This window comes from Gordonia sp. p3-SID1431 (assembly GCF_025143765.1).
GTDB lineage: Bacteria > Actinomycetota > Actinomycetes > Mycobacteriales > Mycobacteriaceae > Gordonia > Gordonia hongkongensis.
The window spans coordinates 1-22,337 of the sequence record NZ_JAMBDT010000087.1 but is presented as its reverse complement, the minus strand read 5'-3'; the positions used below and the strand labels follow the sequence as shown (position 1 = coordinate 22,337).

General features: G+C 69.4%; 15 protein-coding genes. 8 read left to right on the top strand and 7 right to left on the bottom strand.

The window, feature by feature from the left end; genetic code table 11:
- Both M4D77_RS18600 and M4D77_RS18595 read right to left on the bottom strand, forming a co-directional pair.
- Positions 1-2,013, bottom strand: a 2,013-nt coding sequence (locus M4D77_RS18600) for a CocE/NonD family hydrolase (RefSeq protein WP_259936980.1), incomplete at its 3' end; no start/stop codon positions are given.
- A 147-nt stretch (positions 2,014-2,160) separates the two neighbouring features.
- Positions 2,161-2,754: a YqgE/AlgH family protein gene (locus tag M4D77_RS18595; RefSeq protein ID WP_058253761.1), complete on the bottom strand. Its 594-nt coding sequence runs from the start codon at positions 2,752-2,754 to the stop codon at positions 2,161-2,163.
- A 145-nt stretch (positions 2,755-2,899) separates the two neighbouring features.
- Between M4D77_RS18595 and M4D77_RS18590 the strand changes: the two genes are divergently transcribed.
- Positions 2,900-4,234: an MFS transporter gene (locus M4D77_RS18590; protein WP_259936979.1), complete on the top strand. Its 1,335-nt coding sequence runs from the start codon at positions 2,900-2,902 to the stop codon at positions 4,232-4,234.
- On the opposite strand, the gene M4D77_RS18585 is transcribed toward M4D77_RS18590, so the two are convergent.
- Entirely contained in the window at positions 4,215-4,772 is a 558-nt protein-coding gene (locus M4D77_RS18585; RefSeq protein WP_259936978.1) for a hypothetical protein, read from the bottom strand. The two genes, M4D77_RS18590 and M4D77_RS18585, sit on opposite strands and share 20 nt — an antisense overlap.
- 105 nt (positions 4,773-4,877) lie before the next feature.
- On the opposite strand from M4D77_RS18585, the gene M4D77_RS18580 reads away from it, so the two are divergent.
- Entirely contained in the window at positions 4,878-5,969 is a 1,092-nt protein-coding gene (locus tag M4D77_RS18580; protein WP_058253763.1) for an aminotransferase class V-fold PLP-dependent enzyme, read from the top strand.
- A gap of 23 nt (positions 5,970-5,992) precedes the next feature.
- Here M4D77_RS18580 and M4D77_RS18575 read toward each other — a convergent pair whose 3' ends face one another.
- Positions 5,993-7,516, bottom strand: a complete 1,524-nt coding sequence (locus M4D77_RS18575; protein WP_259936977.1) for a glycerol-3-phosphate dehydrogenase/oxidase — start codon at positions 7,514-7,516, stop codon at positions 5,993-5,995.
- A 33-nt stretch (positions 7,517-7,549) separates the two neighbouring features.
- Positions 7,550-8,146 carry a TetR/AcrR family transcriptional regulator gene (locus M4D77_RS18570; RefSeq protein ID WP_259936976.1) on the bottom strand — a complete coding sequence of 199 codons (597 nt, stop codon included), beginning with the start codon at positions 8,144-8,146 and terminating at the stop codon, positions 7,550-7,552.
- A 49-nt stretch (positions 8,147-8,195) separates the two neighbouring features.
- Here M4D77_RS18570 and M4D77_RS18565 point away from each other — a divergent pair, with 49 nt between their 5' ends.
- The gene (locus M4D77_RS18565; protein WP_259936975.1) at positions 8,196-9,104 is read left to right on the top strand and encodes a diacylglycerol kinase family protein; all 909 of its coding nucleotides are present in this window, start codon (positions 8,196-8,198) and stop codon (positions 9,102-9,104) included.
- A 24-nt stretch (positions 9,105-9,128) separates the two neighbouring features.
- Here M4D77_RS18565 and M4D77_RS18560 read toward each other — a convergent pair whose 3' ends face one another.
- Positions 9,129-10,577, bottom strand: coding sequence for a CCA tRNA nucleotidyltransferase (locus M4D77_RS18560; protein WP_259936982.1), 1,449 nt, complete (start codon positions 10,575-10,577; stop codon positions 9,129-9,131).
- A gap of 234 nt (positions 10,578-10,811) precedes the next feature.
- Here M4D77_RS18560 and M4D77_RS18555 point away from each other — a divergent pair, with 234 nt between their 5' ends.
- From M4D77_RS18555 to M4D77_RS18540, 4 genes are all read left to right on the top strand, one after another.
- On the top strand, positions 10,812-12,044 hold the full coding sequence (locus M4D77_RS18555) for an NUDIX hydrolase (protein WP_259936974.1): 1,233 nt from the start codon (positions 10,812-10,814) through the stop codon (positions 12,042-12,044).
- A 118-nt stretch (positions 12,045-12,162) separates the two neighbouring features.
- Entirely contained in the window at positions 12,163-14,757 is a 2,595-nt protein-coding gene (locus tag M4D77_RS18550) for a DUF6049 family protein (RefSeq protein ID WP_259936981.1), read from the top strand.
- Positions 14,758-15,147: 390 nt separating this feature from the next.
- Positions 15,148-18,837, top strand: a complete 3,690-nt coding sequence (locus tag M4D77_RS18545; protein ID WP_259936973.1) for a murein biosynthesis integral membrane protein MurJ — start codon at positions 15,148-15,150, stop codon at positions 18,835-18,837.
- Between the two features lie 161 nt (positions 18,838-18,998).
- Positions 18,999-20,210 carry a TetR/AcrR family transcriptional regulator gene (locus M4D77_RS18540; RefSeq protein ID WP_259936972.1) on the top strand — a complete coding sequence of 404 codons (1,212 nt, stop codon included), beginning with the start codon at positions 18,999-19,001 and terminating at the stop codon, positions 20,208-20,210.
- Between the two features lie 311 nt (positions 20,211-20,521).
- On the opposite strand, the gene M4D77_RS18535 is transcribed toward M4D77_RS18540, so the two are convergent.
- Positions 20,522-21,442 (bottom strand): sterol desaturase family protein, encoded by a 921-nt coding sequence (locus M4D77_RS18535; protein ID WP_137809149.1) that lies wholly within the window; start codon positions 21,440-21,442, stop codon positions 20,522-20,524.
- Between the two features lie 102 nt (positions 21,443-21,544).
- Between M4D77_RS18535 and M4D77_RS18530 the strand changes: the two genes are divergently transcribed.
- Positions 21,545-22,258, top strand: coding sequence for a TetR/AcrR family transcriptional regulator (locus M4D77_RS18530; RefSeq protein WP_259936971.1), 714 nt, complete (start codon positions 21,545-21,547; stop codon positions 22,256-22,258).
- Positions 22,259-22,337: the final 79 nt, after the last annotated feature.

The following is a 22,337-nucleotide window of genomic DNA, read 5'->3' as shown; positions in this document are numbered from 1 at the left end:
GTTCACGAAGCTCGGACGGTTCGGGTCGAGTTGGATGTGTTGCGGCCGGAGCCCGGACTCGTTCAACAGCGGACGCAACGGCAGACCGCGCGGGAAGTTCATCGCGAACACGTCGATCCGCAGGCGGTGGCCCGGTTTGATGAGTGCCTCGGTCGGCAGCAGACCGATGTCGACACTCACCGGGCGGCCCGGCGCGACGCGTTGTCGTGACGCCAGCGTGAGCTCGTAAAACGGATCGATGACATCGCCGTTGGGCGCGAACTGCGACCTCGCGTCGTCGTATCCGCGCAGCGACGCCATCACCTGGCCGGAGGTCAGCACCTTCGACGTCCCGTCGGGAGCGACATCGTTGAGGGTGGCGGTCCAGTATCCGTCGGTGGCGTCGAGCACGGTGTTCAACCGCACGTTGGCGTACCCGGACACGCTGCGCGTCGTGGTCATCGGGGGAGTGGTGAACGTCAACGCCGCGCGCTCGGAGATGCGTGCGTCGAGAGCGCAGAACGGGAAGATCGCGAGTGCACCTGCCAGTTGCTGCGCGGCGTCGCGCGAACACATCGGCGCCAGTCCGGGCGCGATGGTCATCCGGGCACGAGATGCGGGAGCGGCCGGGGTCAGGCTGCCGTCACGGACCGCATGTGCCGCGGTATCGCTGCGCCGGTCGCTGAGGTAGAGCCGCTGGCGTTCCATCCCGGCGCGCGGAAACTGCTGCGCGGTGATCCACGAGTCGCCGACCTGCTTGAGGTTGACGGGACCGTATGCGTCGACACCGTTGTCGATTCCCTTGAGCCACTTGTCGAACCACGCCTTCTGCAAGACGTCCAACCGGGGTGGGGTGTTGCGCCTGCCCTCCTGGCCGCCGCCGATCGTGAGGTGATAGCCGTCGCCCATGATGAGTTGCTTCTGGCCCGGCGGCAGCGGGATCTTGTTGTACATCCGGACTTCACTGTTGGTGAAGAGGTCGAACCAGCCGCCGTAGATGAACGTCGGCGTGGTGATGCGGTCGGCGTGGTCGAGCCACGACGATCTCGGCTCGGAATTGTTGTCCAGCAACGCCTTCAGGTTCGGCGGCACCGACGGGATGTCGGGGGTGAGCAGAGCGGCGAACAGCTGTGGGTAGAAGGTGAACGGGTCGTAGATCCGGTCCGCCAACCACTTCCAGTCGAAGGTGCCGTTCAGCATCGACGCGACGTTCGGGATCATCTTGGTGGTGTTGACCAGCGTCAGCCACAGCGGGAGGAAGCCGACACCCAGAGCGCCGCCAGGCGCGACGATGTCGCGGATGAGGTCTCCGCCCGGCTCGACCGGGAAGATCGCCTTGAGTGCCTTCGGGTTCTTGTTCGCGGCCTGGATCTGGTTGATCGCCGAGTACGACACACCCGACATCCCGACCTTGCCGTTGGACCACCGCTGCTTCGACGCCCAGTCGATGACCTCGATGGTGTCGCGCTGTTCCCGCGACTGGAAGACGTCCCAGACTCCCTGCGAGAAACCGGTGCCGCGCACATCCACGACGACCTGCGTGTAGCCGCTGCGCACGAGATCGAAGTCGACGAGGAAGGTCTTCGCGCCGCCGTCGCGGATGGTGTGCGCGATGTCGTTGATGCCGTCGATGGGGGTGCCGGACAGGTTGATCGACCGCGCGATCTGCAGCAGGTAGGGCTCGAGCACCGGGTTCTGCATCACCGCGGAACCGACGGTGGTGATGAGCTTGGTGTAGGGCGTCATGTTGACGATGACCGGCGTCTTCGTCGACGTGGGACGCTCGCGAGCGTCGGCCGGGCGGTACACGTTGGCCCGGAGAACCGTGCCGTCGCTCATCCGGATCGGCACATCCCAGGTGACGTTGACGCCGGCATAGGGTTGCGGGCCGTCGTGGCTCGCCGCCCATCGCGCCCCGTCGGCGCCGCCGGTGGGTCCGACCGGGGCAGCGCCCGCCACGGCGATGGGCGCCACCAGCGCGACCACCGCGAGGATCACCCCGACCAGAACCCGCGCACTCTTCGACCCGCTCATGCACACCCCCGCATGTCATGCGCTGGAGCAATCCACGGTTTGTCCAGCGAAAAATTGATCAAGCGTCCACAACCTAACACCCCGCGGGTGACGTGGATCACCGGGTATCTCAGGCAACGCTCAGCATCACCGTCCGGACGGACGGACTCAGTTCACGCTGAGATCGATCGGGTGGGTCGCGAGGAGAGGTTTCGGCCAGGCCTGCCTGCGCAGGACGTCGAACCACACGTCCGATGCCGGCGGCGCGAGCAGGTCGCGGGGGAGTGCCGAGGCGACCATCCAGCTGAACTGGTCGAGCTCGTCGTCGAGTTGCCCGATGCCCCATCCGCTGTAGCCCGCGAAGATCCGGACACCCTCGAGGATCTCGGCGAGGGGCTCGGGGTCGGCGTCGAGATCGACCAGGACGACCCGGCCGTCGACCGGACGCAGGGCGGGCACGTCGTCGATGTCGGTGCCGGGTTTCACCACCCCCAGGCACAGCGCCGCCTCCTGGTTCACCGGCCCGCCCACATAGAGGGCGCGCGGCGAGGCCGCGATGTCGGTCCACTGCGGCAGGAGGTTGTGCACGGCGGTCTGGCTCATCCGGTTGAGGATGACCCCGAGACTGCCCGACTCGTTGTGCTCGATGACGTAGATGACGGTTCGGGCGAAGGTGGGTTCGATGAGATCGGTCGAGGCGATCAGCGCGGTGCCCGGGCGCACCCGCGGCGTGGGGTCGGCATCCCAGGGGACGCCGGGCATACGCGCACCACCACCGCTGTCCGCCGAGTGTTCTCCGGGGCGGGATTCCGGTGTGGGATCGTCTGCGTCTTCACCTCCGGCCACCCGACCATCATCGCACGTCCGTGGCCGACGACGTCCATCGTCAGCTCGGTAGGCTGGATCGGTGAGCAGCACCCAGGTGACCCGTGACCCACGCGGGTGGTCGGTGTTCGTCCACTCCCTCCGTTCGTCGCCGGGACTCGGCCGGTTGTTGTCGGTCCGGTTGTCCAGTCAGATCACCGACGGGATCTTCCAGGCCGCGCTGGTCGGCAGCATCCTGTTCAACCCCGAGCGCCATGCGGATCCGCTCGCGGTGGCCGGTGGCCTCGCGGTGCTGCTGCTGCCGTATTCGCTCATCGGCCCGTTCGCGGGCGCGTTGCTCGACCATTGGGATCGACGCAACGTCCTCCTGTACGCGAATCTGCTGCGCGGGCTGATCATCGGGCTCGTCGCACTGGCCGTCGCCTCCGGCGCACCCGATGTCGTGGTGCTGATCTCCGCCCTCGCCGCGACGGGTGCGAGCCGGTTCGTGGCGGCCGGACTGTCGGCCGGACTGCCGCACGTCGCGCGGCGTGAGGTGCTGGTCGCCACCAATGCGTTGTTCACCACATTGGGCGGCGCGATGCTCACCGTCGGTCTCGGCATCACCCTGGGACTCCGCGCGATCTTCGGCGACGACAACGTGGGCAGTGCCCTCACGATGATCGCCGGGATCGTGCTGGCCGTCGTCTCCGGCGGGCTGGCGCATCGGTTCCGACCGCTGCAACTCGGTCCCGATGAGCCCGACGACCCTGGTCGTTCGGCCGTGCACGCGGTCTCGGTCGGACTCTGGCACGGTGCCCGCGCCGTCGTCCACCACAAGACCGTGGCCGCCGCGTTGTCGGCGATCGGGGCCCACCGGCTGGTGTTCGGGATGAACACGCTGATGATCCTGGTGCTGACGCGCCAGATGGGTCCCGGCGACGGGGTCGACCGCGTCAGCGTGGTCATCGGTTTCACCGGCGCGGGGGCGCTTCTCGCCGCGGTCATCACGCCGATCGCGGTGGCACGGGTGGGCCGGTACGTGACGCTGCTCGCCGCACTGGCCGTCGGCGCGTTCGCCGAGCTGTCCGTACTCAGCTTCGAATTCGCGGTGATCTGCGGGTCGGCGTTCGTACTCGGACTCATCGGCCAGATCGCCAAGCTGTGTGGCGACGTGGCGATGCAGGTCGACGTGGATGACGCGGTGCGCGGACAGGTGTTCTCGGTGCAGGACGCGGTGTTCAACATCGCCTACGTGGGCGCGGTGACCGTCGCGGCGCTCGCGATCCCCGACGACGGCCAGGCGGTCGGGCTCGTCGTGCTCGGGGTGGTGCTGTACCTGCTCGGCATGCTCGTGGTGCGCCTCCTGCATCCGCGTGGGCACTTCTCCGCCGAGCCCACGCCGGTGCGACACACCGTCACCGACCCCGCCGCGTGAACCGCGGGTCCCGGTAGTCGTAGGCGGCGTCGGCCACGCCGTCCGCATCCAGGTCCACCAGAATCACATCGTGGCTGCCGTCCCCATCGGAATCGACGTAGAGCCGTTCGGCGACGATCCGGCCGCCCCGGTCGGCGCCGACGATCTCGACGTCGGGGTCGCCGTCGTCGTCGAGATCGACCCGGGTGACCTGCGCCGGCGGGGGTTGCGGAGTCCGCTCGGGGACGTCGCGCCGCGGCGGTTGTTCGCCGACGAGGTCGGCTCGCGCGACGGGCCGGTCCCAGAGACCGGCACCGGAGTCGCGGTAGAAGGCGTCGGGCTCGCCGTCGTCGTCGGTGTCGAGCGCGGCGACGTCGGCGACACGGTCGGCGTCGGTGTCCCACATCGCGTCATCGCGACGGCCGTCGCCGTCGAAGTCGAGCCCGATCGCGTCCAGGACATCGGACCGCGGATCCCCGAGCGCGAGGTCGGCGGACCCGGACCAGCGCGTCGTCGGACCGTCGCCGGTCCCGAAGAAGTACTCGATCGCCGGGTCCATGAGGTCTTGGACGCAACGGGGCCCAATCCGGTTCCCATCGATCGGTTCCCGCTGTGCGGTTCCCGATGGGTGTGGACACCTCGACCACCCGGTAGGTTGTGGCCCATGTACGTCAGCGATCTCGGCGAGCAGTGGCATGCGGCCCGGCTCGAACCAGCCCTGGCACATCTCGACTCTGCTTCGGCGGGCCGCTCGTCGTACGCACTGATCGGCGCGATGACCGCGCACCTCTGGCGGGAGACCGAACGCGGGTCGTATGTCGCCGCCGACGACCGCGCCGAGGAGATCGCGCGCGACACAAGGAATCTCGCTGCCCTGATCGGACACACCGGCGACGAGGTGGTCTTCCGTGAGAGCGCCCGCGCCGCTCTGCGCGCCCTCCTCACCAACTGGAGCCTGCCCGTCACATCGACCGTGTGGGTGGCGAAGAACGAGTTCGGGCCCAACCTCGAGGAGTTCGAGCGCCGCGGGTACGCGGTACGGACCATGCCCGACGGGGACGTCTACGGTCACGTCGACACCGACGCGCTCGAGAACATGCTGCAGTTCGAGCAGCCCGACTTCATCCACGTCTGCCACATCGGCTCGATGTCCGGTGTGGTGCAGCCGGTCACGCGGATCGTCGAACTCGCGCATCGGGCCGGTGTGCCCGTCGTGGTGGACATGGCGCAGTCGGTCGGTCACGTCCCCACCGTCACCGGTGCCGACGTCGTCTACGGCACCAGCCGCAAGTGGCTCACCGGCCCGCGTGGCGTCGGGTTCGTCGCGGTGCGTCGAGACTCGTTGCGGCCGGTACGAATCGACGGTTCCGAGGCATTCATCGCCGGTCGCCTCGGACTCGGTGTCGCGGTCCGCGAGTTACTCGAGATCGGCCAGCAGCGCGTCTTCCGCGAACTCGCGAAGATCGGCCGGGTCACCCGCGAACGACTCCACGGCATCGCGAGCTGGGAGGTCCTCGAACCGATCGACGAGCCGTCGGCGATCATCACCCTCGCACCCCCGCCCGGATGGCAGTTCGACGACGTCGCCGCGGCCCGCGACAAGCTGCTGTCACTCGGTGTCCTCGTCACCGCCGCGGACACCTGGCGCGCTCCGCTGGCGACCGAGCATCCGGTGCTCCGGATCAGCCCGCACCTCGACGTACGCCGGTCCGAACTCGACCGCGTCGCAGACGCGTTGCGCACGATGGGTTACTGACGCTCACCCAACGCCGAGCGCGCTCACCCGAGGATCTCGCCGACGATCCGCTCGATCTCCGGCCGTGCCGCGTCGGCGTCGCCTCGCACGAGGCCGATCCGCGTGCGCCGGTGCAGGATGTCGTCGGCGTCGAGGGCACCTTCGTGCGTGATCGCGAACTCGATCTCGGCGCGGGTGACGTCGATGCCGGGGACGATCGGATCCAGGGGACCGGCGAGAACAGCGGCGTCCACCACCGCCGGCGCCTCCCCGCCGAACCGCTGCACGAGCGAAGCCGGCAGACCCTGCTCGCGCGGATTCCGTAGGGCTCCGACCAGCGGGGTCGTGGCCGTGACACAGTCCCCGGCGGTGAGGTCGGTGGTCGCGAGCGCGGCGTCGACGGCGTCCTGGGCCATGCGCCGGTAGGTGGTGAGCTTGCCGCCGAGGACGTTGACGAGACCATCGCCGCGGACGCCGACGTGGTGCTGCCGCGAGACGTCGGCGAGGACCTCGGAGTCGCGGCCGCCGCCGCGGGTGTCGACCAACGGTCGCAGACCCGCGAACGTGCCGATGATGTCCGAGCGATCCAACGGCCGTGCAAGAGCGGGATTCACGGCGTCGAGCAGGAAGTCGATCTCCGACTCGTCCGGCATCGGGACGTCGGGGATCGGCCCGGGCGCCGCGACATCGGTGAGGCCGATGTAGACGCGCCCCAGCTGCGCGGGGATCACGAAGACGAACCGCGACACCGAGGTGCTCAGCGGCGTCATCAGCGCGGCGTCGGGGAATCCCAACCGCGCCGCGTCGACGACGAGATGCGTTCCCCGACTGGGATGTACGGCGAGTGCATCATCGATGCCGCCGGACCAGACACCGGTGGCGTTGACGACCATCCGCGCGCCGACGTCGAAGCTCTCACCGGTCAACTGATCGGTGAGGGTGGCCCCGCGGCCGTCCACGCGCTCGGCCCGCACCCGGGTGCAGACGGATGCGCCGTAGCCGGCCGCCGTACGTGCGAGGGCGACGACGAGCCGAGCGTCGTCGACGAGCTGACCGTCGGCGGTGGAGATACCGCCGCGCAGACCGTGGGGGGACACCGCCGGGAAGCGGGCGAGGGTCTCCAGCGCCGACACCCGGGTCGGCGGCGGCAACAGCGAGTCGGGGGTACCGGCGTTGCGTCGGAGCACATCTCCCGCGCGGAGGCCCAATCGGATGATCGAGGTTTGCCTGCCGCCACGGTCGGGGATGATCTGGCGGAGGGGAGCGATCAGATGCGGAGCGATGGCGGTCATCAGATGATGACGTTCGACGGCACTTTCGCGCGCGATCCGCAGATCACCCCTGGCCAGGTAACGGAGACCACCGTGGACGAGTTTGCTGCTCCAGCGCGAGGTTCCGGCCGCGAGGTCGTCCTTCTCGACGAGCGCGACGCGCAGGCCACGGGTCGCGGCGTCGAGCGCCACACCGGCGCCGGTCACACCGCCGCCGATGACCAGCAGATCCAGGGGATCGCCGGACGTCAGACGGTCGAGCGCACGACGACGGGTGTCGGCGGACAGGGTCGCCATCAGACTCGCACCGCGCGACCGGCGCTCACGACGTCATCCGTCGACGCCCGCATCGGCCGGACGCAGATACCCGGCCAGCATCTCGTGCAACTCGGTGCTCCAGCCCTCGGCGATGATGTCGGAGACCAGCGCCCCGGACTGGAGGAACGACTGCGCGATCAGCAGCACCATCGCCGCCATCCGTTTGGCGTCACCCGCCCGGACGTGGCGCCGTTCCTGGGCCTGGGACAGCATGTCCGAGAGAATCGCGAGCGCCCCTTGCTGACTCGTACCGAGACGCTCGAAGACGTACGGCGCCATGAAGTCTCGCTGCTCGCGCCACAGCGAGGCGATCAGTTCGTCGTCGCGGAGCGCGCCGACGACCGCGACCACCCGATCGACGAGCGCATCCAGATCGGCGGGTTCGCCTCGTCCGCCGATGGCGTCCTCGACGACCCCCAGGACCTCGCGGGTCAACAGCCCGCGGATGATCTCGTTGATGTCGGGCCACCGGCGGTACACCGTCGGTCGGCTCACGCCTGCTTGTCGGGCCACCTCGGAGACAGTCACCTTGCGTCCGCCGCTACGCAGCAGACAGCTCCGTGCTGCATCCAGAACGAGATCCCCGATCTCCTCGTTACGGATTGCCATGATGTGTAACACTGTAACGGATCACTTGAACGGCGGGGGGCCGACTCATATGACTATCGAACACGCCACACTCGTGGCCAGTCCGTACGCACGGCACGGAACGGGCCTGCGCGTCGCCCACGACGCCGCAGAACTGCTGCGTGCCCGCGGCGTGAAGGTGGAGATCATCGTCGGCGAGGACATCGCCGACGCCGCCGATCTCGCCGGCAAGGCAGCCCGCGGGGACACCGACGTCCTCGTCGTCGTGGGGGGCGACGGCACGGTGCGTCTGACGGTGGAGGCCACGATCGGGTCGGGCAAGCCGCTGGCCGTCATCCCGGCCGGGAGCGGGAACGACTTCGCCCGCAACCTCGGCATCCCACTGGAGCCGGCCGACGCCGTCGAGGTCATCCTGGCCGGCCACCGGCGACCCATCGACCTCGGCCGGGTCAGCTTCCCGGACGGGCAGACCGCGCTGTTCAGCACGGTCGCCGCCACCGGGTTCGACGCCGCGGTCACCGCGCGGGCCATCGACATGCGCCGGCCGCGCGGACAGTCCCGGTACACGATCGCGGCGCTCCTCGAACTACTCGCTCTGCGGTCGCGTCACTACCAGGTCCGCGTCGACGACCAGGCCGTCGAATCCGACCTCATCTTCGCCGCGATCGGCAACACCACGTCGTACGGCGGTGGCATGAAGATCACGCCGCAGGCGTCGATCACCGACGGCCGGCTCGACGTGACCCTCGCGCTCAACCCACCGCGGCTGGCACGTTGGACGATTGCGCGCGTCTTCCCGAAGGTGTTCTCGGGCAAGCACATCGACAGTCCGAACGTCCGGACCATGCGCGGCGCGGAGGTCGAGCTGTACTGCGATCCGCCGGCCCTCGTGTCGGTCGACGGTGACCTCGTCGGCGAGCTGCCGGCGGTCTTCGAGGCGGTACCGCACGCGATCGAGGTGTTCGCGCCGGCGAGCTGAAACGCCCGGGGCGTCTCGCAGTCCTCACTGACCGCTGCGCGCCGCCCACCATTCGCGAAGGGCATCCTCGGCTTCGTCGCGGCTGAGCGGTCCACGGTCCAGGCGTAGCTCCTTCAGATGACGCCACGCCTGTCCGACGATCGGACCGGGCGGCACGCCGAGGAGTTCCATGATCGCGTTGCCGTCGAGGTCGGGCCGGACCTTCTCGAGATCCTCGGCCGCCTGTAGGTCGGCGATCCGCTGCTCGAGACTGTCGTAGTTCTGCTGCAGCCGCCGGGCGCGCCGCTTGTTGCGGGTGGTGCAGTCGGCGCGCACCAGCTTGTTCAGCTTGTCGAGTAGGGGACCGGCATCGGTGACGTACCGGCGGACGGCCGAGTCGGTCCACGCGCCGTCTCCGTAACCGTGGAAGCGCAGGTGCAGGAAGACCAGTTGCGCGACGTCGGACACCACCGCCTTCGGATACTTCAGCGTCCGCATACGTTTGCGCACCATCTTCGCGCCCACGACCTCGTGGTGATGAAAGCTGACGCCACCCCCCGGTTCGTGCCGCCGCGTCGCGGGTTTGCCGATGTCGTGCAACAGGGCCGCCCAGCGCAGCACCAGGTCCGGATCGCCGTCCTCGAGATCGATGGCCTGGCGGAGCACGGTCAGGGAGTGCTGGTAGACGTCCTTGTGCTGGTGGTGCTCGTCGATGGTGAGCTTCATGCCGGGCACCTCGGGCAGCACCCGCTCGGCCAGACCGGTCTCGACCATGGCGTCGATCGCCTCGATCGGGAACTCGCCGCAGATCAGTTTGTCCAGCTCGGTGCGGATGCGTTCGACGGTGATGCGTTCGATCTCGCCGTTCATGTCGGTGATCGCCTGCCACACGCGCGGCGCGAGCCGGAATCCCAGCTGGGAGACGAACCGCACGGCGCGCAGCATGCGCAGGGGGTCGTCGCCGAAGGACTGTGCAGGCGTGGCGGGGGTGTCGATGACCCCGGCCAGCAGGGCGGTCATCCCGTCGAGCGGGTCCCGGAAGTCCTGGGCGCCCGCCGAGCCGATCCGGACCGCCATCGCGTTGACGGTGAAGTCCCGTCGGATCAGGTCGTCGTCGAGGGTCTTGCCGAACGTGACCTCGGGATTGCGGCTGACCTGGTCATATGAGTCCGCGCGAAACGTCGTGATCTCGATCAGGTGGTCGCCCTTGCGGACCCCGACCGTGCCGAACTCGATGCCGACGTCCCAGAACGCGTCGGCCCAGCCGCGGAGGAGCTGCGACACCGTTTCCGGGCGCGCATCGGTCGTGAAGTCGAGGTCGTTGCCCAGACGCCCGAGAACCGCGTCGCGCACCGAGCCGCCCACCAGGTACAGCTCGTGGCCGGCGGTCTCGAACAGCTTGCCGAGGGGCACGAGGACGTCGTCGAGGTCGCGCAGTGCGATCGCCGCGGCGGCGAGCAGGCGGGTGCGCCGTTCCGGGTCCGCCGAGTGCACCTGGTCCGGCTGGGCTGCCCCATTCCGGAATGGCCCAGACGCCGCCGCACCGGACGAGGAAGTGTCGTTCACGGCTTGCCACCCTACCGTCGTGACCCGCGACGACGACGCCGCACAGCTCGTCGGCGACGACTCATACACCCCCGGCGCACTCGCGACACTGCGAATCCACAACCTACGCGCCCTCGGAGGCGTCCGGACAAACTGCAGGTGACCAGCCGCTAGCATCGTGGAGTGTCCACCGATTCCTCGACCAACCCTTCAGACGTCAGCGGCGTCTCGTCGGGTGCGCACGGTGAGGGTGGCGGACAAGGCGAGCAGAATGCCTCCGGCCAGGGGCGTCGTGCCCGGCGCGGCCGACGCCGCCGGGGCCGGCGCAAGTCCGAGAACCGAGGTGCGGCGCCCGCTCACACCCCGACGGCGCACAGTCCGCACGGGCACAAACAGGGCGGTCATGCCCAACCCAAGAACAAACAGCCGACTCCCGGCCAGGCGGGCTCGCGGCCGGGCCACAAACCCGGCTCGCCCAACCCGGCCTCCGAACCGGCACCCAGCACTCATCACCCGACTCCCAATGACCTCGCCCGCGCCCGGGCCGCCGATCCCGCGTGCCCGGATCCGGTCGAGGCCGAGCCCGTCGACAAGCTCCCGGTCGATCCCGATCGTGCGCGACCCCGCGTCACCCCGCCGAAGCCGTCGGACATGGTCGCCGTCAGCGCCAAGCTGACCAAGACCGGTTTGACCCAGGCCGGCGGCAAGGCGTCGAAGGGTCGACGGCGCGCGGCTCGGGCCGACCGTGCGTCCGAACGCCCGGCTGCCGAGCGCGTCCATCCCGACCGCGCGGGCAACGAGAAACTCCGCACCGTGCGCGAGACCTCGGCAGGGGGGCTCGTCATCTCCGACCTCGACCTCCCCGTCGACCAGTTGTCGGCCGCGCTCATCGGTCGCGTCGACCGTCGCGGCCGCACCATGTGGTCGCTGCCCAAGGGACACATCGAAACCGGCGAGACCGCCGAGCAGACCGCCATCCGCGAGGTCGAGGAGGAGACCGGGATCCAGGGCACGGTGGTGGCCCCGCTCGGCAAGATCGACTACTGGTTCGTCAGCGAAGGTCGTCGGATCCACAAGACCGTGCATCATTACCTGCTGCGGTGCACGGGCGGCGAGCTGTCCGACGCCGACTACGAGGTGTCCGAGGTGGCCTGGGTGCCGTTACACGAGCTCCCGCGTCGGCTCACGTACTCTGACGAGCGGCGACTCGCCCGGATGGCCCGGGGTGTGATCGCCGAACTCGCCGCCGACCCCACCCGGCTGGCCCAGTCCGAGGCCGACAGCATCCGCACCGAACCCAACGCCTATGAGAAAGCCGCCGCCGCGCGCAACCAGCGCCGCAACGAGCCACCGCCCCCGGTTCGTCCGCGCCGGCGCCGGCGCCGTCCACGACGGCCCGCGGCCGGCGATGGCTGAGCCGCGCCCGTCCGCCGCCGAGCCCCGTTCGTCTCGTTCTCTCGCCTTCTCGCATGCGCTGCGGTCCGGCGCGCTCGCGACGCTGGCCTCCGCCGTGGTCCTGGCCGTTCTCGGTCTGATGGTCCTGTCCGGCGCGGTGGGACCGGCGTCGGCGGCGCCGGAGACGGCCACCAGCGATTCCGACGCCGGATCCGGCGCGTCGGACCGGTCACCGAGCCGCTTCGCCCGCATCGTCATCGATTCGATGACCCCGAACATCGTGACCACGACCAGCCGGCCGGTGGTCACCGTCAGCGGACGCGTCGACAACGTCGGCGACCGGTCCATCACCGACCTGACCATCCGGCTCGAGCGCGGCGATCCGGTGGCGTCGGCCGCGGGCCTGCGCACCGACCTCGCCGACGACGATCCGGCCGTCGCCGTGGCCGGCCCCTTCGAAGCGCTGTCCGACTCGCTCGCCCCTGGCGAGAGCGTCGGCTTCCGCATGTCGATGGCACTCTCGGCCAACAACGGTCCCGACGGCCAGGGCCTGGCCATCTCCCAGCCCGGCGTGTACCCGATGCAGGTCAACGTCAACGGCACCCCGGAGTACGGCAACACCGCGCAGGTCGCGGGATCGCGGATGCTGCTGCCGGTGTTGTCCCTGCCACCCGACGACACCCGGGCCGCCGGTTACGTCGACCCGTCCACCGAGTACTCCTACGCCGACCCGGTCGTCGGGCTCGGGCCGGACGGGTCGGTGTCGGCGAACCTGTCCAGTCCGGCACGCTTGACGATGGTGTGGCCGTTGGCCGCCCCGCCGCAGCTCGCGCCGGGTGTGCTGGGCGGCAACACCGAACCGGTCCGGTTGATCAACGAGAACATGGCGCGGTCGCTCGCCGATGGCGGCAGACTCGCCGAGCTACTCGCCGCGCTGCAGCGGGTCGTCGGGGAACCCCCACCCGCACAATCGGATTCGGTGACATCGGACACGCCGCCATCCGAGACACCGGAGAACCCGGAACCGAGCGCACTGCCCGGTTCGGAGAAGCTCGCCGACAGCATGTGCCTGGCGATCGACCCCGACCTCGTCGTCACGGTGCGCGCGATGTCGCTGGGGTACGAGGTGTCCGACAATCCCGCCGATCCGAGGTCGACGACCCGGCCCGGTAGCGGCGTGGACGCCGCCGGTCGCTGGCTCACCGGCCTGCGATGGATCGCGCAGCGGATGTGCGTGGTGGCCCTGCCGTACGCGCAGGCCGATCTGACCTCCCTGACCCGGATCGGCAACACCGGCCTCACCGAGGCCGCGCTGCGGTCACCGGCCGACATCATCGACACCGTGCTCGGCGTCCGGAGCGTGCGCGGTCTCTCGATCCCCGCCCTGGGGGCGATCGACGCCGACGGCGCCGCCGCCCTCACCGAGGCCGAGATGACCGCGACCGCGGTGTCGTCGAATTCCGTCGCGCCGGTCGGTCGCCGCGACGCCGCCGGCCGCTACCGGATCGGTGACCTCGCCGCCCAGACCTACGACGCACCTGTGACCGCCTCGTTCGCCGCGCTCGGTACGGCGCCGTCCACCCCCGCTCTGACGCCTCCGAGTCAGCGCGTCGACCTGTCCGACGAGTCCGAGGGAAGCAGGCGCCAGAGCGCGATCGGTGCCCTCGCCTATCCCGCGATCGCCGCGCCGGAACCCGGTCCGACCGCACCCGGGGCACGCCCGTCGCCCGACCCGGTCGTCGGCAGATCGGCGTTCCTGATGCCCCCGACGTACTGGTCGCCCACGTCCGCCGACGCCGAGGCCCTGTTCACCACCGCACGGCTGCTCCTCGAATCGGGTGCCGCGACACCGGCTCCGCTGTCGACGCTGGCCGCCGACCTCGATTCCGCGCCCGAGCAGGCGCGGCTGATCGACCCGCCCGGGGTCGGTCCGGTGGGCGAGGTGGGCTCGGTGCTGACGAGCGACGCGACCGGATCGATACGACGCAATGTCGAGGACAGCTGGCAGTTCGAGGGCGCCCTGGTGCGCTCGGCGGATGTCGCCGCCACCCCCGAGCGGTACATGTCGCCGCTGCGCGAGGACCAGCTCCGGGCGATCCGCTCCCCGGATGCCCAGGGGTCGGCCGTCTACACCCACCTGCGGCGCGCGCAGACCGAACGCATCGACGCCGTCGCGTCGACCCTGTACCGGATGTCGCAGTCGGTCACCATCCTCGATCCCGGCGGTCGTTACACGCTGGCTTCCGAGCGGAGTCCGCTGCTGCTGGTCGTGAGCAACGACCTCGCGCTCCCGGTGCGTGCCCGGATCACCACGTCCGAGCCGGCGGGCATCGAGATCGGCGACCTCGGGGTGATCGAGATCCCGGCGCGCGGAACCCGGCAGATCCAGCTGCCCACCCAGGGCGACGCCTCCGAGGCGATCAGTGTGCAGATCCGGTTGTCGACGGTCACCGGCGTGCCACTGGGCCAGCCGATCAGCCTGTCGGTGCACACCAACGCGTACGGCAAGCCGCTGTTCTACATCACGATCATCGCTGCGGCAGCGCTGGTCCTGCTCACCGCGCGTCGGTTGTGGCATCGTTTCCGCGGCCAGCCCGATCCCGCCGACGCCGACCGTCCCGAACCCGACGAACTCGAGCGATTGCTTGCCGGAAGCGGGTATCAGGAGCGACGCCGTACCCTGCAGAGCGAGGGTCGGACGTACGGCGAGGAACCGGGCGATGACCCTCCATGACCGACATCACCACGACCCGAGGACGGCGGCCCTAGCGACGTGACCTGGAACGATGAGCCGCGTGCACCGCGGTCGGGGACACCCGGCCCGGTGCCGCCCCAGCGTCCCGAGCGCGCCGCACCCCGGCGGATTCCGCCGAACCGGGTTCCGGGTGGCCGGGTGCCTCCGACGCGGATCCCGCCCGGGTCCCCGGATCCGGGACCCACCGCGCCACGGCCTGCCGCACCAGGATCGCCCGACGCGCGGTCTGCGGCCCCACGACCCGCGCCGCCGCGACCGGGCGGGCGGGCACCCTCGGCCCCGCGTCCGCCCGCGCCATCGGCACCTACTCCACCGGCACCCACGCCGGCCCGGCCGGACGTGTCACCGGCCCAGAACAACACGCGGGTCATGACCGCGTCCGACCCCCGCCGACCGTCGAACGGTCCGGTGGCCGCCGGCGCGGTGTCCGTCCAGAAGGCACCCGACGAGAAGGCGCCCGAGGGGAAGGCGTCCGACGGGAAAGCGTCGTCGACCGGTCTGGCGCGGGACTCGGACTCGAGCATCCTGCGCACCAGCGGGTCGATCGCGATCGCCACCCTGTTCAGTCGCATCACCGGCTTCCTGCGGACCGTGCTCATCCTCGCGATGCTCGGCCCTGCCATCGCCTCGGCGTTCCAGGCGGCCGACGTGCTGCCGAACATGATCGCCGAGGTCGTCCTCGGCGCCGTGCTGACCGCGATCGTCATCCCGCTGCTCGCCCGGGCCGAGGCCGAGGACGACGACGGCGGCGAGGGTTTCATCAACCGGATCTTCACCATCACCGTCGTCGTCCTCGGGACCGCGACGGTCGTGGCGGTGATCGCGGCGCCGCTGCTCACCTATCTGAACCTGGGGGACGGGCAGGTCAATCGCGAGCTGTCGACCGCGCTCGCCTACCTGCTGCTGCCGGAGATCCTGTTCTACGGCCTGTCCGCGTTGTTCATCGCGATCCTCAACCTGCGCGGCTACTTCAAGCCGGGTGCGTGGGCGCCCGTACTGAACAACGTCGTGCAGATCACCACTCTCGTGCTCTACGCGGTGGTGCCCGGCGAGATCACCCTCAACCCCGTCCGGATGTCCGATCCGCAGCTCCTGGTGCTCGGCATCGGTTGCACGACCGGTGTCGTGCTCCAGGCGCTGATACTGGTGCCGTTCCTCCGCAAGTCGGGGGTGCGGCTGCGCCTGCAGTGGGGGATCGACGCGCGCCTGCGCCAGTTCGGGAACATGGCCGTCGCGATCGTCGCGTATGTGGCGCTGCTCCAGGTCGGCCTGATCGTCACCTACCGGATCGCATCGTCGGCCGACGCGTCGGGCGTCAGCATCTACTTCACCCACTGGCAGTTGTTGCAGCTTCCGTACGGCGTGCTGGGCGTGACCATCCTGACCGCGATCATGCCGCGACTGTCGCGCAACGCCACCGCCGACGACACCAAGGCGGTCGTCGACGATCTGTCCCTGGCGACGCGACTGACGATGGTCGCCCTCGTCCCGGTCGTGTCGTTCATGACGTTCTTCGGACCGGCCATCGCCATCGCCGTCTTCAACTTCGGCAAGTTCGACGCCGCCTCCGCGTCGCAGCTGGGTTCGGTGCTGTCGTGGGGTGCGTTCACCCTCATCCCGTACTCGATGACCCTCGTCCAGCTGCGCGTGTTCTACGCCCGCGAGGACGCGTGGACCCCGACGTTCATCGCGCTGGGCATCACCGTGGTGAAGGTGGTGTCGTCGTACCTGGGGCCGGTGCTCTTCGACGATCCCGAACTCGTCGTGCGCTGGCTCGCGCTGTCCAACGGGTTGGGCTATCTGGTCGGTGCCGTCGTCGGGCACTTCCTGCTCCGCAGCCGTCTTCGCGGGGCCCGGCTCTCGGATGTGGCACGCACGTCCGTCGTGACCCTGGCTGTCTCGATCGGGGTCTCCGCCACCGTGTGGGCAGTCGCGAAACTCACCGGCCTCGACGACATGATCGGCTGGCTGGGCAAGGTGGGGTCGGTCCTCTACCTCGGGCTGACCGCCGCGGTGGTGCTCGCGGTGACCTACGCCGGTCTCGCCGCGGCCCGCGTACCGGATGTCGTCGCGATCGGGCTGGCCGTACGCCGTCTGCTCGGCCGGTTCATCCCGGCGCTCGCCCCGCCGCCGCAGCCCGAACGTGAACAGTCACCGGCGATCACAGTTCAGTTTCCGCGCGTCACAGGCGACGAATCGCTCCCGTACTCTGGTCAGGTACAGGTGCTGCGCCGCTTCGACAGAGGTACCGCGACGTGGCAGTCGTACTCCGTACACTCCGGTGGCGCGATCGGCGCGACCCGGGATGTGCGCCCCATCCCCGAACGCGCGCCGGTACCGCGCGACATCAGATACCGCAGGAGAGGAGTCCGTCGCGTGAGTGACAGTGAGGTCGACACCACTGCTGCCACCGGGCCGCACGCCGAGCCCAGAGCCGGCGACGCACCCACTCCACCGACCCCGACTCCCGCCGCCGAGACCGGTGCGGCCGACAGCGCGGCGAGCCCACGCCGGCGCGGACCACGCCTCATCCCCGGTGCTGCGGTCGCCGGCGGCCGGTACCGACTGCTCGAGCAGCACGGCGGCACCCGCGGTCTGCAGTTCTGGCGGGCCCAGGACATCAACCTCGACCGTGAGGTCGCGCTGACCTTCGTCGACGCCGAGCAGCTCGCACCGCCGCCCGAGCGTGGTCAGGCCGCCAAGATGTCCGATCAGGGACCGCAGGCCGTGCTGTCGCGCACCCTGCGCCTGGGCCAGATCAACTCCGACGGGGTGGCACGGGTCCTCGACGTCGTCCGCGGATCGTCGGGCGGCATCGTCGTCGCCGAATGGGTGCCCGGATCGTCCCTGGCGGATGTCGCCGGGTCGGGACCGTCGCCGATCGGCGCCGCGCGGGCGGTGCGTTCACTCGCCGCGGCCGCCGAGATCGCCCACCGCTCCGGTGGCGCGCTGTCCATCGACCATCCCGACCGCATCCGCATCAGCCACGACGGCAATGCCGTGCTGGCGTTCCCCGGCACCCTCGCCGGGGACGACAAGGCGTCCGATGTTCGCGGCCTCGGTGCCGTGCTGTACGCGCTCCTGCTCAACCGCTGGGCGCTCGATCCCGCGGACGGGTCCCGGCTGATCACCACCGCCGACTCCACCGAGCCCGTGGGTGGGATCCCCGTGGCCACGCCCGGTGAGGACGGACAACCGGTCGAGCCGCGGCTCAGCAAGCCCGACATCCCGTTCGAGATCTCGGCGGTCGCGGCGCGCGCGCTCGACGGTTCCCGCGGGATCCGTACCGCGGCCACGGTCCAGCACGTCCTCGATCAGGCCACGGTCGTCGATCTGAACACCGACATGTTGCCGGCCATCACCGACGCCGACGCCCCGCCGCCGGTGAGCGTGGCGCCCCGACTGGGTGCCGGCGGCGACGAGAAGCCACCGCGCCGCAACCTGGCGTTGCTCATCGGCGCCGGACTCCTCGCGCTGTTCATCGTCATCGCGCTGATCGTGGGTGCCACCAACATCTTCGGCGGCAGCAGCGGTTCGAGCGACATCGACTCGATCCTCACCACGACCGAGCCCTCGCCTCCGCCCGGCGCCCAGCCGACGCCCGCGGCCCCGGCGGCCCCGCAACCCATTGCGCTGCAGTCGGTCTCGGTCGTCGACTTCTCCGCGCAGACACCGGACAACTCGGCGAACGTAGGCAACGTGATCACCGGCGCCGCCCCGCCGTGGCAGACCGACAACTATCGCGGGCGTCCGGACTTCGGCGGGCTCAAGCCGGGGCTGGGCCTCATGTTCGACCTCGGAGCGGAACGCCTGGTGCGGTCGGTCACCATCGAGAGTCCGACGCCCGGGATCAGCGTCGAGATCCGTACGTCGCCGTCGGCGCGTCCGGCGTTCGCCCGGACGACGACGGTGGCGTCGGGTCAGGTGGACCAGGCGTCCACCACGATTCCGATCGCCCAGCCGCCGACCACCCGCTACGTCATGGTCTGGCTCACGAGCCTGCCGAGTTCGGGAAGCGGCTATCAGGCCGAGATCTCGCGCGTCACGATGGCCGGCTGACGCACCGGTCGAGCACCTGACCGCGCCCCGCGATTATCGGCGCGTGCAACTCGAGGTCCGAGTTACGACCAACGAGTATGAACGACGACGGCACTCGCGTACGAGCGGGTCATGACGCAGATCCATCGGCGCGGTCTCCTGTACCGCTGCCCTCGACACCAGTGTCGAAATCCGCAGACACCGCGAGTGCGAAGAGCGCTCGACTGCCCGAACTCCGGCTCGAACACCTGGTCCGAGAGGCGACACGCCTGTTTCAGGAGTTCGGCTACCGCAACGTGAGCATGGAACAGATCGGTGCGACGGTCGGACTGACCGGGCCTGCGTTGTACCGACATTTCCCGTCCAAGCAGGACATCCTCGCGCAGGCGTTGACCGCGCAGGTGCGGACCGTCAGCCGGTTCATGGCCGATGCGCAGGAGCGCGGTGGCACTCCCGAGGAGCAAATCGGGTTGTTCTTCGACGCATTGGGTGACATGACCGCGCATCGAGATGTCTCCATCCTCTGGAACCGCGAACGATTGCACCTGGAGCGATCGGGCCTGTCCGAGTTGAATCGCTCCTTCGGGGGACTCGTGGACACGCTGGCGGCGAAGATCAGCGCCGCCCGACCCGCGGTCGACCCGGCGGGCGCGGAACTACTCGCGACCGCTGTCCTCAGTGTGTACTCGAGCACGGCCCGGATGCGTGGCTCACTGTCGGCCAAGCGCCTCATGCAGGTCCAGCGAGCGCTCACGGACTCGATTCTCGACTGTGACCTGGCCACGGCTCCTGTTGTGATGGGGACAGATGACGCACGATCACGTCGAAGTCCGATCGCCCGACGCGAACGAATCCTCGACGCCGCGACCGAGTTGTTCTTCGTACGCGGCTTCCGGAACGTTCGTATCGACGAGATCGCCGCCCACGCGGGCGTCTCGGTGGCGACCGTCTATCACGAGCACGCAGGGAAGACCGAGATCTTGTGGACGGTCATCCGTCGAGGCATCGAAGGCTTGTTGGGGACGTCGATCGCGGCACTCGACGGAGCCGCCGCCGGTGACACGCTCGACGTGCTCCTGCGCGTGTTCGTCGACTACTCGCTGGGCCCCAATGGGCGGGTGCTGGCCGTGGCAGTTCGGGACGCGGTGTATCTACCGGAAGCCGACCAGATCTCTCTCGGCCGCACCACCTCGGACTACTCCGCCGAGTGGACTACTGCCATCCGTGTGCGTACGCCCAGCCTGTCACAGGCCGATGCCAGGGCTCTGGAGCAGGCTCTGGCCGGGTTCGCCGGCCACGTGATCTCGTCCCCCGAGCTCCGCTCTCGGCCGGGCATCGACGGGCAATTGAGGAAACTGGCATATGCCATCCTGATACCGCGCGCTCGTATCTGACCGTGACGGTTCCCTCGGCCGACCCGCGGTACTCACGCGACAGCCTGACACGCGAGAAGGGTAGGACCGACCCGGGGGCCTCGGGCGCTTCGCCGTTCTCGGGGCGACGGTGGTGGCAGCAGGGCTCGGATACCTGTTCGCGGCAGACTCAGATGCACGCACCAGATTGCGTGAGTTGAGGTCTGGCTCATGAGCTTGGCGATCAGACGGGCGGTGCTCGGCATCCAGACCGCGCTCATCTCACTCGTCACGACGATCGGCACAGTGACCCCATATGGCGCCCGACTGACCTCGCCCTTGAGGTCGCTCCGTCAGATGCGTTCCGAGGATGCGCCAGTCGTCCCCGCCACCTGCTCTCCGACCAGGTCGCGTGGCGTCCATCCCGGCGGCCCGAAGACGTAGCCGAGGCGGGCGCGCCACGTCGACGCACCGCGCACATCCCGCGCGATCGCCGCATATTCGTGCGTCTGCAGTCGCAGGATGTTGTATGTGTCCACCGGTTTGGTCAGGCCGTAGCGGGGCCGGCGGATCTCCGGAGCGAACGTGCCGAACATCCGGTCCCACAGGATGAAGACCCCGCCGTAGTTGCGGTCGAGGTACTCGGGGTCGCAGCCATGGTGTACCCGATGATGCGACGGTGTGTTGAGCACGAATTCGACGGGTGCCCACAGTTTTCCGATCCGCTCGGTGTGAATCCAGAACTGGTAGATGAGATTCAGCGAGTAGGCGGCGAACACCAGTGCGGGCGGGATGCCGAGGAGCGGTAGGGGGATCCACATCAGCACCGCGGCGCTGATGTTCCACTTCTGCCGCAGCGCCGTCGCGAAGTTGAAGTACTCGCTGGAGTGATGGGCCTGATGGGTCGCCCACACCAGGCGGACCCGATGCGAGACGCGATGACTCCAGTAGAAGAGGAAGTCCACGCCCAGGAAGGCGATCATCCACGTGTACCACTCGTCCGCGGGCAGCTGCCACGGGGCGACATAGGCGAACAGCACGCTGTACAGCAGGAGGCCGAGGAATTTCCAGAAGGCGCTGGTCGCGATCGACACCAGTCCCATCGAGACGCTCGAACGCGCGTCCCGCGAGTCGTAGGCGCCCGGCGGCGCCGTCTCGGTGTCATCGTGCTCGAGTTTGGCCGCGGCGAACCACTCGATGGCCAGCAGGGTGACGAAGAACGGGATCGCGAGCACGGTCGGCTCACGCATCGGCTCCGGCAAGAACTCCAGCACGATTGTCCCCTCACAGCGATATCTGACACGACGCCATGTCACTTACTTCTGACAAGGTAACGTGTCAGAAGATCTGATGTAAAGACCCGGGAGGGAGCTCGCGTGACAGCCGTGCCGGACCCGACCCCGTCGACGGCGACCCCGCCCGGGCGACGCTATGGCGGGGCCGATCCGACGCAGCGGAGAGAACGCCGTCGAGCCGCTCTGATCGCGGCCGGGCTCGACGCCTTCGGAACCGACGGATACGCGAACGTGTCGGTGAAGGGGATCTGCGACCTCGCCGGACTGACGCAGCGATACTTCTACGAGTCCTTCACCGACCGCGCCGCCCTGCTCGTCGCCGTGTACGACGACTGCGTCGACTTCGTCCGGACAGCGACCGTCGAAGCCGCGGCGGAGATCGCCGGCGCCGCCCCCGGATCATCGGACTCGGCGGAAGGCGTTGCTGCTGAGCGTGTTCCAGAGGTCACCCGGGCGGCTCTCGGCGCATTCATGTCCTGCCTCGCCGACGATCCCCGGCGCGCGCGTGTGATGCTCGTCGAAGTGGTGGGGGTGTCCCCGGAGATCGAGCGGGTCCGCATGCGCGCGATCCACGACTGGGCCGCGCTCATCCTGGCACTTGCTCGTGGCTCGCGACCGACGTCGGACCGCGAACGGCTGGCGTCGGTGGGCCTGGTCGGGGGAGTCACCCAGCTTCTCGTCGACTGGTACGTCGCCGGTGCCGGGGAGGCCGACGCGGAACGCTACGCGCTCGACGAGATCCTCGACGTCTGTGTGGAGCTCTTCGTCGCCGCCTACGGCCGGCTTCTGACCTGACCCTTCGAGGCTGCTCCCGTATCCGCAAGAACTACAGAACCGCTGCTGTGTGGGGTCAAGACGATGCCCTCCCTCTGCT